Here is a 16,987-nt window from a genome sequence, read left to right on the forward strand (position 1 = left end):
GGCCGACGACGGATTCGAGGAGGCAGTTCATGAAGGGCATCGTGCTGGCCGGAGGCAGCGGGACACGCCTGCACCCGATCACCCAGGCGGTGTCGAAGCAGCTGCTGCCGGTCTACGACAAACCGATGGTCTACTACCCGATCTCGGTGCTGATGCTGGCCGGGATCCGCGAGATCCTGATCATCTCCACCCCCGCCGACCTGCCGATGTTCCGCAAGCTGCTGGGCAACGGCGACCAGTTCGGCGTCTCGTTCTCCTACGCCGAGCAGCCCAGCCCGAACGGCCTGGCCGAGGCCTTCGTCATCGGCGCGGACTTCATCGGCGACGACGACGTGGCGCTCGTGCTCGGCGACAACATCTTCTACGGCCAGGGCTTCTCCGGCCGCCTGCAGCAGGCCGTCCGCGACCTCGACGGCTGCGTCCTGTTCGGCTACCCGGTGAAGGACCCCGAGCGCTACGGCGTCGGCGAGGTCGACGCGGGCGGCAAGCTCGTGTCGATCGAGGAGAAGCCGGCGAAGCCGCGGTCGAACAAGGCGATCACCGGGCTGTACTTCTACGACAACCAGGTCGTCGAGATCGCGCACGGGCTCAAGCCGTCGGCGCGCGGCGAACTCGAGATCACCGACGTCAACCTGACTTACGTGCGCCAGGACCGGGCGTCGCTCGTCGACCTCGGCCGCGGCTTCGCATGGCTCGACACCGGGACGCACGACTCGCTGCTCGAAGCCGGCCAGTTCGTGCAGGTGCTGGAGCACCGCACCGGCGTCCGCATCGCGTGCCTGGAGGAGATCGCGCTGCGGATGGGCTTCATCGACGCCGACGAGTGCTACGCGCTGGGCGAGAAGCTGGCAAAGTCCGGCTACGGCGACTACGTGAAGGCAGTCGCCGTAGCGGCGGGAGCTTCGGCCTAGAACAGCTGCTCGCGCAGCGTCTTACCGGTGTACTCGGTGCGGAACACCCCGCGTTCCTGCAGGAGGGGCACGACCTTTTCGACGAACTCGTCGAGACCCGTCGGAGTCAGGTGCGGCACCAGGACGAACCCGTCGGCGGCGTCGGACTGGACGTACTCGTCGATCGTCGCGGCGACCGTCGGCGGCGTGCCGACGAACTGCTGGCGCGCGGTGACCTCGATCACCAGCTCGCGGATGGAGAGCTTCTTCTCCGCCGCGATCGCCCGCCACTTTCGGGCCAGCGCGAGCTGATCCTTCTCGTGCCGGACGCGGCCCCAGGTCAGCGGCTCGGCGTCCGGGTCGGGGTCGATCTCCGGCAGCGGGCCGTCGACGTCGTAGCCCGACAGGTCGCGGCTCCACACCTGCTCCAGGAACTGGATCGCGGTGGCGGGGCGGACCTGCTGGAGCCGGATCTCGCGCGCGTGTTCCTCGGCTTCGGCGTCGGTGTCGCCGAGGACGAACGTCGCGGCCGGCATGATCAGCAGCTCGCCGTACTCGCGGCCGTACGTGGCCAGGCGCCGCTTGACGTCGTGGAAGAACGCCTGGCCATCTTCGAGGGTGCCGTGCCGGCTGAAGATGACGTCGGCGGCCTTCGCGGCGAACTCCCGGCCTTCGTCGGAGTCGCCGGCCTGGATGACGATCGGCTGTCCCTGCGGGGTGCGCGGGAGCGTGAACTGCCCGTGGATGTCGAACTGCGATCCACTGTGGACGAACTTGCCGGGATCGCGGGCGAAGATGCCGTTCTCCTTGTCCCCCACCAGGGTTCCGGGCTGCCAGCTGTCCCACAGCTCGCGCACGGTGGTCAGGAACTCCTCGGCGCGCGCGTAGCGGTCCTCACGCTTGAGGAAGCCGCCGAGGCGGAAGTTCTGGCCGGTCCACGCGTCCGGCGACGTCACGACGTTCCACGCCGCGCGGCCGCCGGAGAGGTGGTCGATGCTCGCGACCTGGCGGGCGACCTCGTAGGGCTCGTTGAACGTCGAGGACAGCGTCCCGGCCAGGCCGAGGTGCGTGGTGACTCCCGCCAGCGCGGCCAGCACGGTGGTCGTGTTGGGCCGGCCGACGACGTCGGAGTCGAGGATCTTGCCCGCGTGCTCGCGCAGCCGCAGGCCCTCGGCGAGGAAGAGGAAGTCGAACTTGCCGCGCTCGGCGGTGCGGGCGAGGTGCTCGAAGGAGGCGAAGTCGATCTGGCTGCCCGACGCGGGGTCGCTCCACACCGTCGTGTTGTTGACGCCGGGGAAGTGCGCGGCGAGCTTGATCTGCTTGGTCATCTCAGGCTCCCGGGGTGACGGCGTAGGCGTTGACGGCCCGGCCGAGGCCGAGGTGGTCGCGCAGGGTCGCGCCGCGGTAGCCGTCCCGGAACGCGCCGGCCGCGCGCAGCGCCGGGACGACCTCGCCGGCGAGCAGGTCGAGGTCGTCGGGCAGCACGGCAGGCCGCAGGTGGAAGCCGGCGACCCCGGTCTCGGCGGCCCAGCGCGGCAGCTCGGCGGCCAGCTGCGCCGGCGTGCCGACGAACGCCAGGCCGGCGGGCTCGAACGGGATGAGCGCGTCCAGCTCGTGCTGCCGGTCGCGGGCGCCCTGCTCGGTCTCGGCGAGCACGATCGACACCGTGGCCAGCACCTTGGCTCCCGGGAACCGGGCGGCCGCGGCGCGGACCGCGTCGAGGTGGTCCGCCCGCGTGATGACCAGGTCGGCGCCGACGGCGTGCGGAGAGTCGCCGTAGATGGCGGTCACCGGGTGGCCCTGCGGCGGCCGCGGGGTGATCGACGGGCCCTTCACGCTGAAGAAGCGGCCGTCGAAGTCGACGTAGTGCAGCTTCTCCCGGTCGATGAACCGGCCGGACGCGGCGTCGCGGATGATCGCGTCGTCCTCCCAGCTGTCCCAGAGCCGCGTGATGACGTCGAGAACCTCGGCGGTCTCGGCCTCGCCGTCTTCGTCCGAAGGGGCCGGGCGGCGGCCGAAGTGCGCGGCCTCGGCATCCGTCGGGGACGGCACCGCGAGCACGCCGGCGCGGCCGTGGCTCGCGTAGTCCAGCGTCGCGACCGACGTCGAGACGTGGAACGGCTCGGTGTGCGTGGTGGTGACCGTCGGAACCAGGCCGATCCGGCTGGTCGCCGGCGCGATGGCCGACAGCGTGAGCAGCGCGTCGAGCCGTCCCCGGACGACCTCCTCGCCGCCGGACTGCAGCGCCAGAGAGTCGTCGAGGGTGACGAAGTCGAGCGAAGCGGCTTCAGCCAGCCTCGCGTACTTCAGGTAGTGGCCCGAAGTGAACAGCGCGGCGGGCTCGGCCGCGGATACCCGCCAGGCGGCCGGGTGGTACCCGGCCCCGTCGACGGCGACGCCCAGGTGCAGCTCTGCGGAGACCATGCCTACGGAACTGCCGGACCGAAACCGGGATTCCCGCTCCCACGAGCTGGGATCAGATGCTGCGGCGGGCCATCTCTTCGAGGCGGGCGATGCGGTCGGCGATCGGCGGGTGCGTCGAGAACAGCTTGCTCAGGCCCTCGCCGGGGCGGAACGGGTTCGCGATCATCAGGTGCGACTGCGAGACCAGCTGCGGCTCGGCCACCAGCGGCCGCGCCCGCGTCCCGGCCTCCAGCTTCCGCAACGCCGAGGCCAGGCCGAGCGGGTCGCCGGTCAGCTCGGCCCCGGACGCGTCGGCCTGGTATTCCCGCGACCGGCTGACGCCCATCCGGATGACGGCGGCGGCGATCGGGCCGACGAAGATCAGCATCAGGCTGACCAGCGGGCTGCCGTCGCGGTTGTTACCGCCGAAGAAGAGCGCGATGTTCGCGAGCACGCTGATCACGCTGGCCAGCGCACCGGCGACGCACGAGATCAGGATGTCGCGGTTGTAGACGTGGGACAGCTCGTGGCCGAGCACGGCCCGCAGCTCGCGCTCGTCGAGCAGGTCGAGGATGCCGGTGGTGCAGCAGACGGCCGCGTGCCGCGGGCTGCGGCCGGTCGCGAACGCGTTCGGCGCGACCGTCGGGCTCAGGTACAGCTGCGGCATCGGCTGGCGGGCGACGTGCGCGAGCTCGCGCACGATCCGGTACATCGCGGGCTGCTCGACCTCGGAGACCGGCCGGGCGTGCATCGCGCGCAGTGCCAGCTTGTCCGAGTTGAAGTACGCGAACGCGTTCATCCCGAGGGCGATGACCAGGCCGATGACCAGGGCGCCGCGGCCGAACAGGCCGCTGATCGCGATGATGATCGCCGACAGCAGGCCGAGCAGCATCGCCGTCTTGAGTCCGTTCTGGTGCCCGTGCACGCGCTCGCCTCCGTCCGCTCTTCAAGTGGGTTACCCAAAGGAAACAACGCGATCGGGGGACGCGAAGTTCCTTCACGTGATGATCGCGCGGGTTAGGCTCGGCAGGCGAGTTGATCACGAGCGGAGGCGCCGATGCGAGGTCGCCCGATGGGGCGGAGGACCCTGTTCACGCTGGTCACGGCGGGTGTCGGGGCGTTGCTCCGGCCCGGGGTCGCCCAGGCGGAGGACGTCCGGTCGATCGACCTCGGCGGGTCGCCCACCGCGGTCGCCGTGAACCCCGTCACCGGCTTGGCGTACGTCACGGATCCCAAGGCCGGGACGGTCACGGTCATCGACCCGCGCACCGCCGCGGCCGGCGCGGTGATCACCGTCGGCGGCGCCCCCGGTGACGTCGCGGTCGACGCGAAGGCCGGCCGGATCTACGTCGCGAACCCGCCGGCCGGCACCGTCGTGGTGCTGGACGCCCGCACCCACGACCTGGTCAGCGTGATCGGCGCGGGCGCCGGAGCGTCCGCGCTGGCCGTCGACGAAGCGGCCGACCGCGTCTACGCGGCCAGCGGCGGCACCGGCACGCTCGCCGTGCTCGACGGCGTCAGCTGCACGCTCGCCGCGCTGGTGCCGGGCCCGAAGCCGAGCCTCGGCGGGGTCGCGGTCGACCCCGGCCGCAAGCTGGCCTACTGCGCCAGCACCGGCACGGACTCGGTCGAGGTGTTCTCGATCGACAGCGGGCGGTTCGTCGCCAGCGTGCAGGTGGGGGCCCGGCCGACCGCCGTCGCGGTGCACGCCGAGAGCGGCTCGGTGTACGTCGCCAACTCCGGCATCCACCATCTGTCCATTGTGGACGCTGCCACCCGCACCGAGCGCAAGACCGTGCTGCTGCGCAGCGAATCGTCCGCGCTGGCCGTGCACCAGGGCACGAACACGGTGTACACCAACGGCGGCCAGAACGGGCTGAGCCGGATCGACGGCGCGAGCGGGACGCTGACCGGCGAGCTGTCGCTGGGCGTCAACCCCGGTGACGTCGCGGTCGACCAGCGCACGCGCACGGTGTTCGTCACGGATCCCTTGCACGGCAGGGTCTTCCTCGTCCGCGACTTCTGAAGTACGCAGCTGGGGTAGCTCCAGGTATACCGTCGGACTATGAAACTCGGACTGCAGATCCCCGACTTCACCTGGCCGAACGGGGCGTCCGCGCTGGGCGCCGACCTGGCCGCCGTCGTCCGCACCGCCGACACCGCGGGCTTCGACTCCATCGCCGTGATGGACCACTTCTTCCAGATCGGCGGGGTCGGACCCGTCGAAAACGACATGCTCGAGGCGTACACGACCCTCGGCTTCATCGCCGCGCACACCGAGCGCGCCAAGCTGCTGACCGTCGTCACCGGTGTCCTCTACCGGCACCCGGGCCTGCTGGCCAAGGCGATCACGACGCTGGACGTGCTGTCCGGCGACCGCGCGATCCTGGGCATCGGCGCGGGCTGGAACGAGGACGAGTCCCGCGGGCTCGGCTTCCCGTTCCCGCCGGTCGCGGAGCGCTTCGAACTGCTGGAGGAAAACCTCCAGTACGTGCTGCAGATGTGGGCGGACGGAGACGCGCCGTTCAAGAGCAAGCACTTCGACGCGTCCCGGCTGCTGAACGTGCCGCAGGCGTTGTCGGACCCGCGCCCGCCGATCATGATCGGCGGCGGTGGCGAGAAGAAGACGCTGCGGCTGGTCGCCAAGTACGCCGACCAGTGCAACCTCTTCAACGGCCCCGAGCTGGAGCACAAGCTCGACGTCCTCAAGCAGCACTGCGAGAACGAGGGCCGCGACTACGGCTCGATCACCAAGACCGTCTACCACATCCTCGACATCGGCGAGGACGGCTCGAAGTCCGGCGAGCTCCTGAAGGAGCTGGAACGCCTGCACGGCCTCGGCATCGACGTGGCGCTGGGCATGGTCCCGCACGTCCACAACCCGGCGGTGCTGGAGAAGTTCGGCACCGACGTCATCCCGGCGGCCGCGAAGATCGGCTGAAACCACCGGACAAAAAAGAACAATCAATTCCCCGCGGATCCCCTGATATCGTTGCTCCGGTATTTCGGGATCTGCGGGGGTGACCATGACGGAATTGCCGGCTCGACTGAACGTGATCGCTCCGGCCTGTCTGGGCGAGACCCTTTCACCGCACGGGTTCCTGCTGGCCGAGCAGGACATCCGGCTGGTATTCACCGCCGACCTGAACCGCACCCTGCGGGAACACCGGGGCGCCGTGGCGGCGGTGCCCGCTTTCACCGAAGCCGAAGGATCGGTCATCGGTGCGCTCCGGACGGCATTTCCCGATACGGCCGTGCTCGGCGTCGTCGACGACGTGTCCGGGGACCAGACGTACGCCGCGATGCGCGCCGGCGCGCACGGGGTGCTCAACACCCAGCTGCCGCCGTCCCGCGCGGTGACCGTGATCCAGCGCGTCGCCCCGGCCGCGCCGGTTCGCGCCGGTGCCGCACCGGCGTTGAGCGTCCACGACTTCGCGGTGCTGGAGATGGTCGTCGAAGCCCGCTCGACGCGGGAGATGGCGCGGCACTTCTACTGTTCCGAACGGACGATGTACCGGCGGCTGAAGGACATCTACGACCACATCGGGGTGGACGGCCGCCGCGGGCTCCTCGAACTGCTCGCCGCGCGCCGGTCGCACGCCGCCGTGCCGGCGGGGCAGCGGGCGTTCAGCTGAACAGCAGGACGCGGTCCCACGACGGGCCGGGCACCTCGTACCCCGCGAACGGCAGCAGCGCGCAGGCCACCCCGGCCGCACCTTCGACGAGCCCGGCCGAGTCCACGGATGAGCCGGCTTCGTGGTGCCGGAAGAGGAATTCCGCCGTCTCGTCCGCGCAGGCGGCCACCCGCAGGGCGACCCGGCCGGCCACCGCCAGCAGGTCCGGATCGCCGGCCGCCGTGCCGACCCGGAACAGGGCACGCAGCAGACCGGCGTACCCGTGGCAGACGGTCGGGCCGTCGAGGTGCCAGTCGGCCTCGGGGCGCCGTGAAACCGCACGCAGGGACTCGGCCGCGAGCCGCTGCCAGGTCGGTTCACCGAGCACGGACCCGGCCCGGTGCAACGCCACCGCGACGCCGGGAGCGCCGTAGCACCACGCGCTCTTGGCCGGGACCGGTGGTTCTCCCGCCACGCCGGCCCGGGCCGGGAAGTACGGACCGGCGGCGTCTTCGCCGGCGACCTCGCCCAGCCAGCCGGCGATGCGGTACATCGCGTCCCGCTGACCGGGTACCAGGCGCCCGCGTTCCGCGGCGAGCGCGAGGAACGCGAGCACCCCGGCGACGCCGTGGGCCATCCCGGCGTCGGCGGACCCGCCGGGCCACTCGCGCCGGGTTCCCGCGGCCGGCTGCCGGTCCGCCGGCACCCACCAGCCCGGCACCCGGCGGCCACGTACTTCGACCGGGCGCGTCAGCCGGACGAGGGCGTCGAGGGTCGGCCGGATGTCCGCGCCGGCGTCGAGGAGGACCCGGCCGAGCCCGGTGACGCCGTTGACGACGTCGTAGTCGGCGCACGAGACGCCCGGCCCGGGCGCCCGCCGAGTGAGCCGGTGCGCCTGCGCGGCCTCGGCGTACGCGGTCAGCCGCTCCCGCAACCCCCGGTAGCGGCCGGTGCCGGCGGCGCACGTCTGTGCGGCGGCGAGCACCGCGGCCGGGCCCTCGTAGAGCCCGGAGGCCGGTGCCCCGTCCAGCGCGGCGACCGCGCCGGCGAGGTGCCGGTGGGCCACCGGCAGCCACTGCTCGTCAGCCCGGCCCAGCTCACCGAACAGCATCGCGATCCCGGGGTGCCCCCGGAACAACGACGTCGGCCGTGCGGTGACCGGGCCGGCGGTCGCGAGCCGCCGGGCGGTCTCGGTCACGAGCGCGGCGAAGTCCACCGTCACGAGCGGTGGGTGCGGCGGCCGAGGTGGTCGAGGACCGCGCCGCGCGCACAGCCGTGCACCTTCCGCTCCCGCTCGACGGGGCCGCCGAACAGGCGGTTGCACGTCAGGTGCAGCAGGCTCGCGACGATGTCCGCGGCCGCGGCGGTGCAGTCGTCGCCCAGCTCGCGGACGACTTCGCCGTAGTGGCGGACCGCCTCGTCACGCGGGCCGAGCGCGTCGGCCACCAGGCGGCCCTCGGCCGTCGAGCGCAGGCCGGGCCAGCTGCCGGCCGGGTCCACGAGGGACCGCCACCGGCCGCGGTCGGAGACGTACTCCCGGCCCGGGGCCACCGCCGGCAGCCAGTGCGCCGCCGGATCCGCGCAGTCCCCGCCGAACGCGTGGGCCAGCGCCGCCAGCGACACCGCGGCCAATTCGTCCAGCGAAAAGCCCGTGCGCCGCTCGAGGTCCAGCAGCCTCAGCGCGAGCTCGCTGTCGGCGTGGAACACCGCCTCGGCCGCGGGCATCGCCGCCGGCCCGCCGTACCGCTCGAGTTCCGGCTCGTGGCTCGCCACCAGCCAGTCCCCGATCAGCCGCTGGTCCGACCACTCGCCGAGGCGGCCGGCCAGCCGGGGGAACACCGACGGCCACAACGTCGCGGGATCGCCGCGGAACCGCAGCCGCAGCACCGGATCCGGCTCCGCGTAGCGGACGAAGTACCAGCACCCGCCGGCGTCCGCGGCCAGTGCCGGGAGCCGGTCGCGGACGACGTCCGGCTGCGGCGAGAAGACCTTGACGTACAGCCATTCCCCGCCCGGCTGGTACCGGCGGCGAGCCCGCACCGGCCGGGCCGGCGGCGCGGACCGCACCGGCGTCCGGCGGCTCAGCCGGACGACCACCTCCGCGGGCCGGCCGCCCAGCCAGCCACCGGGGTCGAAGGACTCGGTGGCGACCAGCCCGGCGTCCCGGCGCACCTCGTCACGCAGGATCGCCAGGTGCCACGGGTCGGCCAGGTCGAGCGCCAGCCGCTGGTCACGGCTCCGGACCACGACCCGGTCCGGCACCCGCCACGCCGTCCGCCACCGCTCGACCGCGCGGGGCCAGTCGTCCGCCGGCAGCTCGCGCAAGGCGTCCAGGCGCCAGACCGCCGGGCTCAGCACCGTGCGGCGGTAGCGCACGCGCGGCAGGTACGGCCCCGGCAGCGCGCTTCCCCAGTCCCACGGTTCCCACAACCGGGTCCCGGCCAGCCCGGCGTCGTGCAGGAACCGGACGACGTTCGGCGCCTGCTCCTCGAGCCGCAGCATGGTGTGCACGACCGGCAGCAGCGCCGTCCCGGTCGGGACGTGCACGACGGACAACCGGCCGCCGGTCACGCCGACGGCGAGCTCAGCCGGGCCGAGCGCATCCCCGGGCAGGCCGACCGCGATGCGCCGGCCGGTGAAGGCGGGCGTGTTGACGACGTTCGCGCCGCGGCCTTCGCGCGGCTGGTAGGCCAGGGTCACCGGGACCGGTTCGCCGTCCGCCGCGGCCGCGCCGGACCGCAGGGCGGCGTCGAGGCCGGGCAGCAGGCCCGCGAACCGGCCCGCGGTGGCGCCGGGCTGGTACGACCCGTGGCTCGGGGCGGTGACCAGCAGGAACTCTCCCGCGGCGAGGTCCGCGAGGGAGGCCGCGCACAGCTGGAAGCAGTACTCGCCGAACCGGGTGACCTCGGCCGGGTCACCGTCGTCGGCCAGCGCGTCGACGGTCTCGTCGTCGAGCACGATCTCGCGCTCGCCGTCCCGGACCGCCTCGGCCGCGAGCGCCGCCACCCGGCGGTCCCGGTCCGGCCGTTCGAGCGGCGGCTCCGGCGGTGCGGGCCGCGCGGCCGGCCACCGGTAACCCGCCGGCGCCCCGATCCCGGTGGTCTCGTCGAGTGCCTCGAGCAGCGGGACCAGCCGTCCAGTGCCGTACCGCTCGGTGAACCGGGCCTGCCACCCGGCCAGGACGGTCCGCCGCGGCGACATCCGCCACATCGCGGTGACGGCGGCCCCGGCTTCGGCCCGGACGGCCTCGGGCAGCCGCACGCGCAGGCCGTGGCGGGTGTCGACGTGCACGGGATTTTCGTGGGGCCGCACGGACTTCGCGAGAGCGACGACCCGCCGCAGCTCGCCGGCACCCGCGCCGATCGGCCGCGCGTCGTGGGCATCGCGCGCTTCGGCCACGGCGGCGAGGGCCGCGCGCAGCGGCACGACCGCACCGCGGCGTTCGGCCGCGGCCAGGACGGCGAGCACGTGGGCCAGCGGGTCACCGCCGTCCAGCGGCGGCCGCAGCGACGTCACGAGCACGCCCTGGCGCACGAGTTCGGCGAGCAACGCGGCGGCGGTGGCGCCGGGGACCGCGAAGCGGTCACGCAGCGCGGCGACGACGTCCGCCACGGGACGCACCGACCGCGCTTCGGCGAGCACCGCCTCGACCGCCGGGGTGCAGCGCACCGAAACGGCTGCGAGCCGGCCCGCCGAGGGCGTCTCCAGGTGCAGCCGGTCGCCGCGGCGGACGAGCGCGCCGTGTGCCTGGACGTCGAGGTGGGGCAGCAGGCCCGGGTCCGGTTCGGCGGCTTCGACGACCTCGCGCAGCCAGCCGAGGTCGACGCGGGTCCGCGTCCGCGGCGCTTCGTCGTCCGCCACCTTCGGCGTGACGTCGAACCACCCGGCGGACACCCCGGCGAACAGCCCGAAGGGCGTCGGCCGCGTGCGCGCCCGGAGGTCGTACTTGAGCACGGCGAGCGCGGCCCGCCGCAGCTGGGCCGGCTTGCGCCCGGCGAGCCGGTCCGCCCGCGCGTCCGTCAGGACCGCGGCGAGGCTCGGACTGGCGACCTCGATCGCTTCGGCCAGATCGGCCTGGCCGGCGGCGGCCCGCAGGACCGCCCGGCACGTCTCGGGATCCGGTCCGCCGGGTGCGGCCGGGAGCCGCGCGGCCGGCGGCCGCAGCGGGGTGCGCACGACGAAACCGTCGTGCACCCGGAAGATCTCGTCAGCCATTTCCGCCTCCGGGAAACCGGCGGCGGAAAACCGGAGGCGTCCGGTTTTCCGCCGGCCGCGGCGATCAGAAGGACGAGCAGCAGTCGGTGCCGAGCACCCAGACCACGATGTCCGGGTTGAACTCGGCCTGGACGTCGAGGTCGAAGTCGTCCGGGACGACCTGCAGTTCTCCGTTGGCGTTCTGCATGATTCCGCTCCTGTCGGTGAGTGCGAGGGTTTCGATGTCCACCTGGGCCCCGGTGCCTCACCAGTAAATGGGCGGACCCGCCGCCGGAGCAATCGCCGGCGGTCAGGTTGGCAGTGATGGCAGGGTGCGTCAGCCGTCCTTGGCGAACCGGCGGGTCAGGCCCGCGACGGCGATGCCGGCGACGGCCAGGACGATCCCCGTGACCAGCCAGCCGACCAGCGCGAGCACCACGCCGGTGGCCGCGAACAGGGCGAACTCCACCAGGAAGCGGGCCGGTTCCGGCAGCCGGCGGCGGGCTCGCGGGGCGATGAACATGCCCCAGACGGCGGCCGCGGCGAGCGGCAGCAGGACCGCGTCGACGATCGCCAGCGCCACCCCGCCGCCGAGCCGGCTGCCGGCCAGCGCCAGGCCGCCCAGCAGGCCCAGCTCGCTCAGGAAGCGGACGGTCAGCACCACGCCCGCGACCCCGCTCAGGCGGGGAGTCGGCTCCGAAGTCATCGGGCCAGCCTAGGGGCCGCGTCCACTGTGGACGTTACGGGTGCGGACGGCCACGGTGTGTGATCTCGGCCACACGTCACCTGGTCGGCGTGGTGATGTTGCGGTTCCGAATCGGTCCACCAGGCCGCCAGGCCTCGCTGTAACGACGGTCCACCCCTGCTCGACGTGTTTAACGCAGATCGCGACCGCGAGCCAAGGAGCCTGGTAGATGACCACATGTCGACTCTGCGGTTCGACAAAGACGGCCAGCGTGGTGGACCTCGGGGCCACTCCCCCGTGTGAGCGATTCTTGACCGCCGAACAGCTCGACGAGCCGGAGACCACCTTCCCACTCCACCTCAAGGTGTGCACCGACTGCTGGCTCGCCCAGATCCCCCCGCTGATCGACCCGGACGACACCTTCACCGAGTACGCCTACTTCTCGTCCTTCTCGACGTCGTGGGTCGAGCACGCGAAGCGGTACGTCGACGGCGCGGTCGAGCGGCTGGGGCTCGGCGAGAAGTCGTTCGTCGTCGAGGTCGCCAGCAACGACGGCTACCTGCTCAAGCACGTCGTCGGGCACGGCATCCGGTGTCTCGGCGTCGAACCTTCGGTGAACGTCGGGCAGGCGGCGCGCGACGCCGGCGTGCCCACCCTGACGGCGTTCCTCTCCGAGGAGACCGGCCGCCAGGTGCGCGAGGAGCACGGTGCCGCGGATCTGGTGGCCGCGAACAACGTCTACGCGCACATCCCGGACGTCCTCGGCTTCACCAAGGGCCTCCGCGCCCTGGTCGCGGACGACGGCTGGGTCTCCATCGAGGTCCAGCACCTGCTCACGCTGATCGAGAAGAACCAGTACGACACGATCTACCACGAGCACTTCCAGTACTACACGGTCGAATCCGCGCGCCGGGCCCTCGCGACCGGCGGCCTGACGGTCGTCGACGTCGAACTGGTGCCCACGCACGGCGGGTCGATCCGGCTCTGGGCGCGCCCCGACGCGGTCGCGGGCGAGCCCAGCGAGCGGATGACCGACGTCCTGGAGCGCGAGAAGGCGGCCGGGCTGCACGAGCTGTCCGGGTACACCGAGTTCGCCGAGCGCGTCACCCGCGTGCGGCTGGACCTGCTGAAGTTCCTCATCGAGGCGCGGGGCGACGGGAAGACCGTCGTCGGCTACGGCGCCCCGGGCAAGGGCAACACCCTGCTGAACCACTGCGGCATCCGGACGGACCTGCTGCAGTACACGGTCGATCGCAACCCCTACAAGCACGGCCGGTTCACCCCGGGCACGCGGATCCCGGTGCTGCCCCCGGAGCGGATCGAGGCCGATCGGCCCGACTACGTGCTCGTCCTCCCGTGGAACCTCCGGGAGGAACTGACCGAACAGCTTTCGTTCGTGGGCGCGTGGGGCGGAAAGCTCGTGTTCCCCATCCCCCACCTGGAAATCGTCGAGGTGTCGTGAAGTGAAGGTCGTCCTCTTCTGCGGTGGCTACGGGATGCGGATGCGCAACGGCGCGGCCGACGACGTCCCCAAGCCGATGGCGATGGTCGGTCCGAGACCGCTCATCTGGCACGTCATGCGCTACTACGCGCATTTCGGCCACACGGAGTTCATCCTGTGCCTCGGCTACGGCGCGGCGCACATCAAGAACTTCTTCCTGAACTACCAGGAAACCATTTCCAACGACTTCATCCTGCGCAACGGCCAGGCGGAACTGCTCTCGACCGACATCGCCGACTGGACGATCACCTTCGTGCAGACCGGGATCGAATCGCCGATCGGTGAGCGCCTGCGCCGCGTCCGCGACTACCTCGACGGCGACGAGATGTTCCTCGCGAACTACGCCGACGTCCTCTCCGACGTCCCACTGCCCGACATGATCGAGCGGTTCGCCAACACCGACGCGGGCGCGTCGATGATGGTCGTCCCGCCGCAGTCGTCGTTCCACTGCGTGGAGATGAACGAGGGCGGCATGGTCGGCTCGATCACCGCGGTCAGCGAAATGCCGCTCTGGGAGAACGGCGGGTACTTCGTGCTGCGGCAGGAAGTGTTCGACCACATCCCGGAGAACGGCGACCTGGTCGCCGACGGCTGCGGCGAGCTGGCCAAGCGCGGCCGGCTCCTGGCCTACCCGTACCGCGGGTTCTGGAAGCCGACCGACACGGTCAAGGAACGGGCAGCCCTCGACAGCTCCTACACGCACGGCGACCGGCCCTGGGCGCTGTGGGAGCGCCCCGCCGCGAGCATCGCGTGATCGGGCTGCGGCCGGGACGGCTCGGCAGCGTCGTGGCCCTCGGCGCCCATTGCGACGACATCGCGATCGGCGCCGGCGGCACGCTGCTGACGCTGTGCGCGTCGCGGCCGGGCCTGAAGGTCGACGCGCTGGTCCTCTCCGGCGGCGGCACGCCCCGCGAGGACGAGGAGCGGGCGGCGCTGGCCGGGTTCTGCCCGGGCGCGCAGCTCGACGTCACGGTGCTGAAGCTGCCGGACGGGCGTTTCCCGGCGCACTGGGAAGAGGCCAAGAACGCGCTCGAGGAACTGCGGCGGCGCAGCGACCCGGACGTCATCCTGGCGCCCCGGACCGACGACGCCCACCAGGACCACCGCGGGCTGGCCAAGCTCGTGCCGACGGCGTTCCGCGACCACCTGGCGCTGGGTTACGAGATCGTCAAGTGGGACGGCGACCTCGGAGCGCCTTCGGTGTACCAGCCGCTCGACGACGACGTCGCCGAATCGAAGGTCCGGCTGCTGCAGGAGCACTACGCGTCGCAGCGGCACCGCGGCTGGTACGACCGCGAGGCGTTCCTCGGCCTGGCGCGGATCCGCGGGATCGAAGCGGCCACGAAGTACGCCGAAGCGTTCTTCGTCAAGAAACTCACTCTCGACCTGAAGGGCTGATCCGATGCGGGTGTTGCTGACGGGGCACAAGGGCTACCTGGGGACGGTGATGGCCCCGGTGCTCGCCGCCGCCGGTCACGAGGTCGTCGGCCTCGACTCGGGACTGTTCGAGGACTGCCTGCTCGGCCCGACCCCGGCCGACCCGGCCGGGCACGTCGTCGACCTGCGCGACGTCTCCATCGAGCACGTCACCGGCTTCGACGCGGTGATCCACTTGGCCGCCCTGTCGAACGACCCGCTCGGCTCGCTCGCGCCGGAGCTGACCTACGACATCAACCACCACGCGTCCGTGAAGCTCGCGAAGCTGGCGAAGGAGGCCGGCGTCGGGCGGTACCTCTACGCGTCGACCTGCTCGGTGTACGGCGCGGGCGGCGACAAGCTGGTCGACGAGGACGCGCCGCTGAAGCCGGTGACGCCGTACGCGGAGTCGAAGGTGCGTGTCGAGGCCGACGTCCACGAGCTCGCCGACGACGACTTCACGCCGGTCTACATGCGCAACGCGACCGCGTTCGGCTACTCGCCGCGGCTGCGCGGCGACATCGTGCTGAACAACCTGACCGCGCACGCACACCTGTCCGGCGAGGTGCTGGTGCTCTCCGACGGCACGCCGTGGCGGCCGCTGGTGCACGCCCAGGACATCGCCCGCGCGTTCACGGCGGCGTTGACGGCGCCGAAGGAGGCCGTGCACAACAGGGCTTTCAACATCGGTACCGAGGACAACAACGTCACCGTCGCCGAGATCGCCCAGGAGGTCGTCGAGGCCGTGCCGGGCTCGACGCTGAACATCACCGGCGAGGCGGGCGCCGACCCGCGCTCCTACCGCGTCGACTTCTCGCGCTTCCGCACGGCGATCCCGGGCTTCACCTGCGATTGGTCGGTCAAGGACGGCGCCGTCGAGCTCATCGAGGCCTACCGCAAGTTCGGGCTGACCCGGGAGTCGTTCCAGCAGCTGTTCACCCGGCTCGCCTGGCTGAAGAGCGAGGGCGAAGCCGGCCGCGTCGACGACACCATGCGGCGCAAGTAGTGGGGGGCCCGCAGCTGCGGACGGGGGCGGAGCTGCACGCCCTGGTCGAACGGCTGTACCCGATCTGCCGCAGCATCACCGGCGACGGCGTGCGGCAGACCCTGGACATCATCGGCGAGCACATCGCGCTCGAGCGGCACGAGGTTCCGACCGGCACCCAGGTGCTGGACTGGACCATTCCGCAGGAGTGGAACATCCGGGACGCGTACGTCGCTTCGCCGTCCGGTGAGCGGGTGATCGACTTCCAGGAGTCGAACCTGCACGTCGTCGGGTACAGCGTCCCGGTGTCGCGGCGGATGCCGCTGAGCGAGTTGCGGGAACACCTCCACACGCTGCCCGACCAGCCGTCGTGGGTGCCCTACCGGACCAGCTACTACGCCCCGGCCTGGGGCTTCTGCCTGGCCCAGGAGAAGCTCGACGCGCTGCCCGACGGCGAGTACGACGTCGTCATCGACTCGACCCTGGCCGACGGCTCGCTGACCTACGGAGAGCACGTCGTCCCGGGCCGCGTCACCGACGAGGTCATCGTGTCGTGCCACGTCTGCCACCCGTCGCTGGCCAACGACAACCTGGCCGGCATCGCCGTCGCGATCTCCCTGGCGCAGCAACTGGTTGATCCTTATTACACCTACCGGTTCCTGTTCATGCCGGGAACGATCGGCTCGATCACGTGGCTGGCCCGCAACGCCTCGCGGATCGAGAAGGTCCGGCACGGGCTCGTACTGGCCTGCGCCGGCGACCCAGGACCGTTGACGTACAAGAAGTCCCGTCGCGACGACGCCGAGATCGACCGCGTCGTGCAGCACGTGCTGCGGTCACGCGAACACCGCGTTGTCGACTTCTCGCCGTATGGCTATGACGAGCGCCAGTTCTGCTCGCCGGGCTTCAACCTCGGCGTCGGCTCGCTGACGCGGACCCCGTACGCGGGCTACCCCGAGTACCACACCTCCGCGGACAACCCGAGCTTCGTTTCGCCGGCGGCCATGGAGGACACGCTCGGCGCGCTTCGCGACGCTTTCGGCGTCCTGGACCGCAACCGCCACTACGTCAACCTCAGCCCGTACGGCGAGCCGCAGCTCGGCAAGCGCGGGCTCTACGACTCGCTCGGCGGCCGCAGCGACGCCAAACAGGCCCAGCTGGCGATGCTGTGGGTGCTCAACCTCTCCGACGGCGAGCACAGCCTCCTCGACATCGCCGAGCGGGCCGGACTGCCCTTCGACATCGTCGACGTCGCGGCCCGCGCCCTGCACGACGCCGGCCTGGTCAAGGAGTGAGCGA

General features: G+C 71.9%; 16 protein-coding genes. 9 read left to right on the forward strand and 7 right to left on the reverse strand.

The window, feature by feature from the left end:
* Positions 1-29: 29 nt before the first annotated feature.
* Positions 30-911, forward strand: a complete 882-nt coding sequence (gene rfbA / locus OG738_RS08165; RefSeq protein ID WP_329052541.1) for a glucose-1-phosphate thymidylyltransferase RfbA — start codon at positions 30-32, stop codon at positions 909-911.
* Here rfbA and OG738_RS08170 read toward each other — a convergent pair.
* Genes OG738_RS08170 through htpX form a run of 3 tightly spaced genes read right to left on the reverse strand, consistent with a single transcriptional unit; the run spans position 908 to position 4,218 of the window.
* Complete coding sequence (locus OG738_RS08170; protein WP_329052543.1) at positions 908-2,218, reverse strand: NtaA/DmoA family FMN-dependent monooxygenase; 1,311 nt, start codon at positions 2,216-2,218, stop codon at positions 908-910. The genes rfbA and OG738_RS08170 overlap by 4 nt on opposite strands.
* Position 2,219: 1 nt before the next feature.
* Entirely contained in the window at positions 2,220-3,314 is a 1,095-nt protein-coding gene (locus tag OG738_RS08175) for an LLM class flavin-dependent oxidoreductase (RefSeq protein ID WP_329052544.1), read from the reverse strand.
* A gap of 52 nt (positions 3,315-3,366) precedes the next feature.
* Positions 3,367-4,218 carry a zinc metalloprotease HtpX gene (htpX, locus tag OG738_RS08180; protein WP_329052546.1) on the reverse strand — a complete coding sequence of 284 codons (852 nt, stop codon included), beginning with the start codon at positions 4,216-4,218 and terminating at the stop codon, positions 3,367-3,369.
* Between the two features lie 132 nt (positions 4,219-4,350).
* Between htpX and OG738_RS08185 the strand changes: the two genes are divergently transcribed.
* The 3 genes from OG738_RS08185 to OG738_RS08195 all read left to right on the forward strand — a co-directional run bounded on the left by OG738_RS08185 (position 4,351) and on the right by OG738_RS08195 (position 6,928).
* Complete coding sequence (locus tag OG738_RS08185) at positions 4,351-5,319, forward strand: hypothetical protein (protein ID WP_329052548.1); 969 nt, start codon at positions 4,351-4,353, stop codon at positions 5,317-5,319.
* Positions 5,320-5,358: 39 nt separating this feature from the next.
* On the forward strand, positions 5,359-6,234 hold the full coding sequence (locus OG738_RS08190) for an LLM class F420-dependent oxidoreductase (protein ID WP_329052550.1): 876 nt from the start codon (positions 5,359-5,361) through the stop codon (positions 6,232-6,234).
* Between the two features lie 94 nt (positions 6,235-6,328).
* On the forward strand, positions 6,329-6,928 hold the full coding sequence (locus OG738_RS08195) for a hypothetical protein (RefSeq protein ID WP_329052551.1): 600 nt from the start codon (positions 6,329-6,331) through the stop codon (positions 6,926-6,928).
* Here OG738_RS08195 and OG738_RS08200 read toward each other — a convergent pair.
* The 4 genes from OG738_RS08200 to OG738_RS08215 all read right to left on the reverse strand — a co-directional run bounded on the left by OG738_RS08200 (position 6,921) and on the right by OG738_RS08215 (position 11,807).
* Positions 6,921-8,129, reverse strand: coding sequence for a lanthionine synthetase C family protein (locus tag OG738_RS08200; RefSeq protein WP_329052552.1), 1,209 nt, complete (start codon positions 8,127-8,129; stop codon positions 6,921-6,923). The two genes, OG738_RS08195 and OG738_RS08200, sit on opposite strands and share 8 nt — an antisense overlap.
* Positions 8,126-11,122, reverse strand: a complete 2,997-nt coding sequence (locus OG738_RS08205; protein WP_329052553.1) for a lantibiotic dehydratase — start codon at positions 11,120-11,122, stop codon at positions 8,126-8,128. Before OG738_RS08205 ends, OG738_RS08200 begins: the two co-directional genes overlap by 4 nt.
* A 64-nt stretch (positions 11,123-11,186) precedes the next feature.
* A complete protein-coding gene (locus OG738_RS08210; protein WP_329052554.1) occupies positions 11,187-11,309 on the reverse strand; it encodes a hypothetical protein in 123 nt (40 codons plus the stop codon).
* A gap of 129 nt (positions 11,310-11,438) precedes the next feature.
* Positions 11,439-11,807, reverse strand: a complete 369-nt coding sequence (locus tag OG738_RS08215) for a YrdB family protein (protein WP_329052555.1) — start codon at positions 11,805-11,807, stop codon at positions 11,439-11,441.
* A 208-nt stretch (positions 11,808-12,015) separates the two neighbouring features.
* On the opposite strand from OG738_RS08215, the gene OG738_RS08220 reads away from it, so the two are divergent.
* Genes OG738_RS08220 through OG738_RS08240 form a run of 5 tightly spaced genes read left to right on the forward strand, consistent with a single transcriptional unit; the run spans position 12,016 to position 16,983 of the window.
* Entirely contained in the window at positions 12,016-13,248 is a 1,233-nt protein-coding gene (locus OG738_RS08220) for a class I SAM-dependent methyltransferase (RefSeq protein ID WP_329052557.1), read from the forward strand.
* A gap of 1 nt (position 13,249) precedes the next feature.
* Positions 13,250-14,041, forward strand: a complete 792-nt coding sequence (locus OG738_RS08225; protein WP_329052559.1) for a glucose-1-phosphate cytidylyltransferase — start codon at positions 13,250-13,252, stop codon at positions 14,039-14,041.
* Complete coding sequence (locus tag OG738_RS08230) at positions 14,038-14,685, forward strand: PIG-L deacetylase family protein (protein ID WP_329052561.1); 648 nt, start codon at positions 14,038-14,040, stop codon at positions 14,683-14,685. Before OG738_RS08225 ends, OG738_RS08230 begins: the two co-directional genes overlap by 4 nt.
* Positions 14,686-14,689: 4 nt before the next feature.
* Positions 14,690-15,709: an NAD-dependent epimerase/dehydratase family protein gene (locus OG738_RS08235; protein ID WP_329052563.1), complete on the forward strand. Its 1,020-nt coding sequence runs from the start codon at positions 14,690-14,692 to the stop codon at positions 15,707-15,709.
* On the forward strand, positions 15,709-16,983 hold the full coding sequence (locus tag OG738_RS08240) for a DUF4910 domain-containing protein (RefSeq protein WP_329052565.1): 1,275 nt from the start codon (positions 15,709-15,711) through the stop codon (positions 16,981-16,983). The genes OG738_RS08235 and OG738_RS08240 overlap by 1 nt, the downstream gene beginning before the upstream one ends.
* Positions 16,984-16,987: the final 4 nt, after the last annotated feature.

Source organism: Amycolatopsis sp. NBC_01488 (assembly GCF_036227105.1).
GTDB lineage: Bacteria > Actinomycetota > Actinomycetes > Mycobacteriales > Pseudonocardiaceae > Amycolatopsis.

Excerpts from the sequence above, each read along its gene's own strand:
- rfbA (WP_329052541.1), top strand. The coding sequence starts at position 30 with ATGAAGGGCATCGTGCTGGCCGGAGGCAGCGGGACACGCCTGCACCCG.
- OG738_RS08170 (WP_329052543.1), bottom strand. The coding sequence starts at position 2,218 with ATGACCAAGCAGATCAAGCTCGCCGCGCACTTCCCCGGCGTCAACAAC.
- OG738_RS08175 (WP_329052544.1), bottom strand. The coding sequence starts at position 3,314 with ATGGTCTCCGCAGAGCTGCACCTGGGCGTCGCCGTCGACGGGGCCGGG.
- OG738_RS08185 (WP_329052548.1), top strand. The coding sequence starts at position 4,351 with ATGCGAGGTCGCCCGATGGGGCGGAGGACCCTGTTCACGCTGGTCACG.
- OG738_RS08190 (WP_329052550.1), top strand. The coding sequence starts at position 5,359 with ATGAAACTCGGACTGCAGATCCCCGACTTCACCTGGCCGAACGGGGCG.
- OG738_RS08205 (WP_329052553.1), bottom strand. The coding sequence starts at position 11,122 with ATGGCTGACGAGATCTTCCGGGTGCACGACGGTTTCGTCGTGCGCACC.
- OG738_RS08210 (WP_329052554.1), bottom strand. The coding sequence starts at position 11,309 with ATGCAGAACGCCAACGGAGAACTGCAGGTCGTCCCGGACGACTTCGAC.
- OG738_RS08215 (WP_329052555.1), bottom strand. The coding sequence starts at position 11,807 with ATGACTTCGGAGCCGACTCCCCGCCTGAGCGGGGTCGCGGGCGTGGTG.
- OG738_RS08220 (WP_329052557.1), top strand. The coding sequence starts at position 12,016 with ATGACCACATGTCGACTCTGCGGTTCGACAAAGACGGCCAGCGTGGTG.
- OG738_RS08235 (WP_329052563.1), top strand. The coding sequence starts at position 14,690 with ATGCGGGTGTTGCTGACGGGGCACAAGGGCTACCTGGGGACGGTGATG.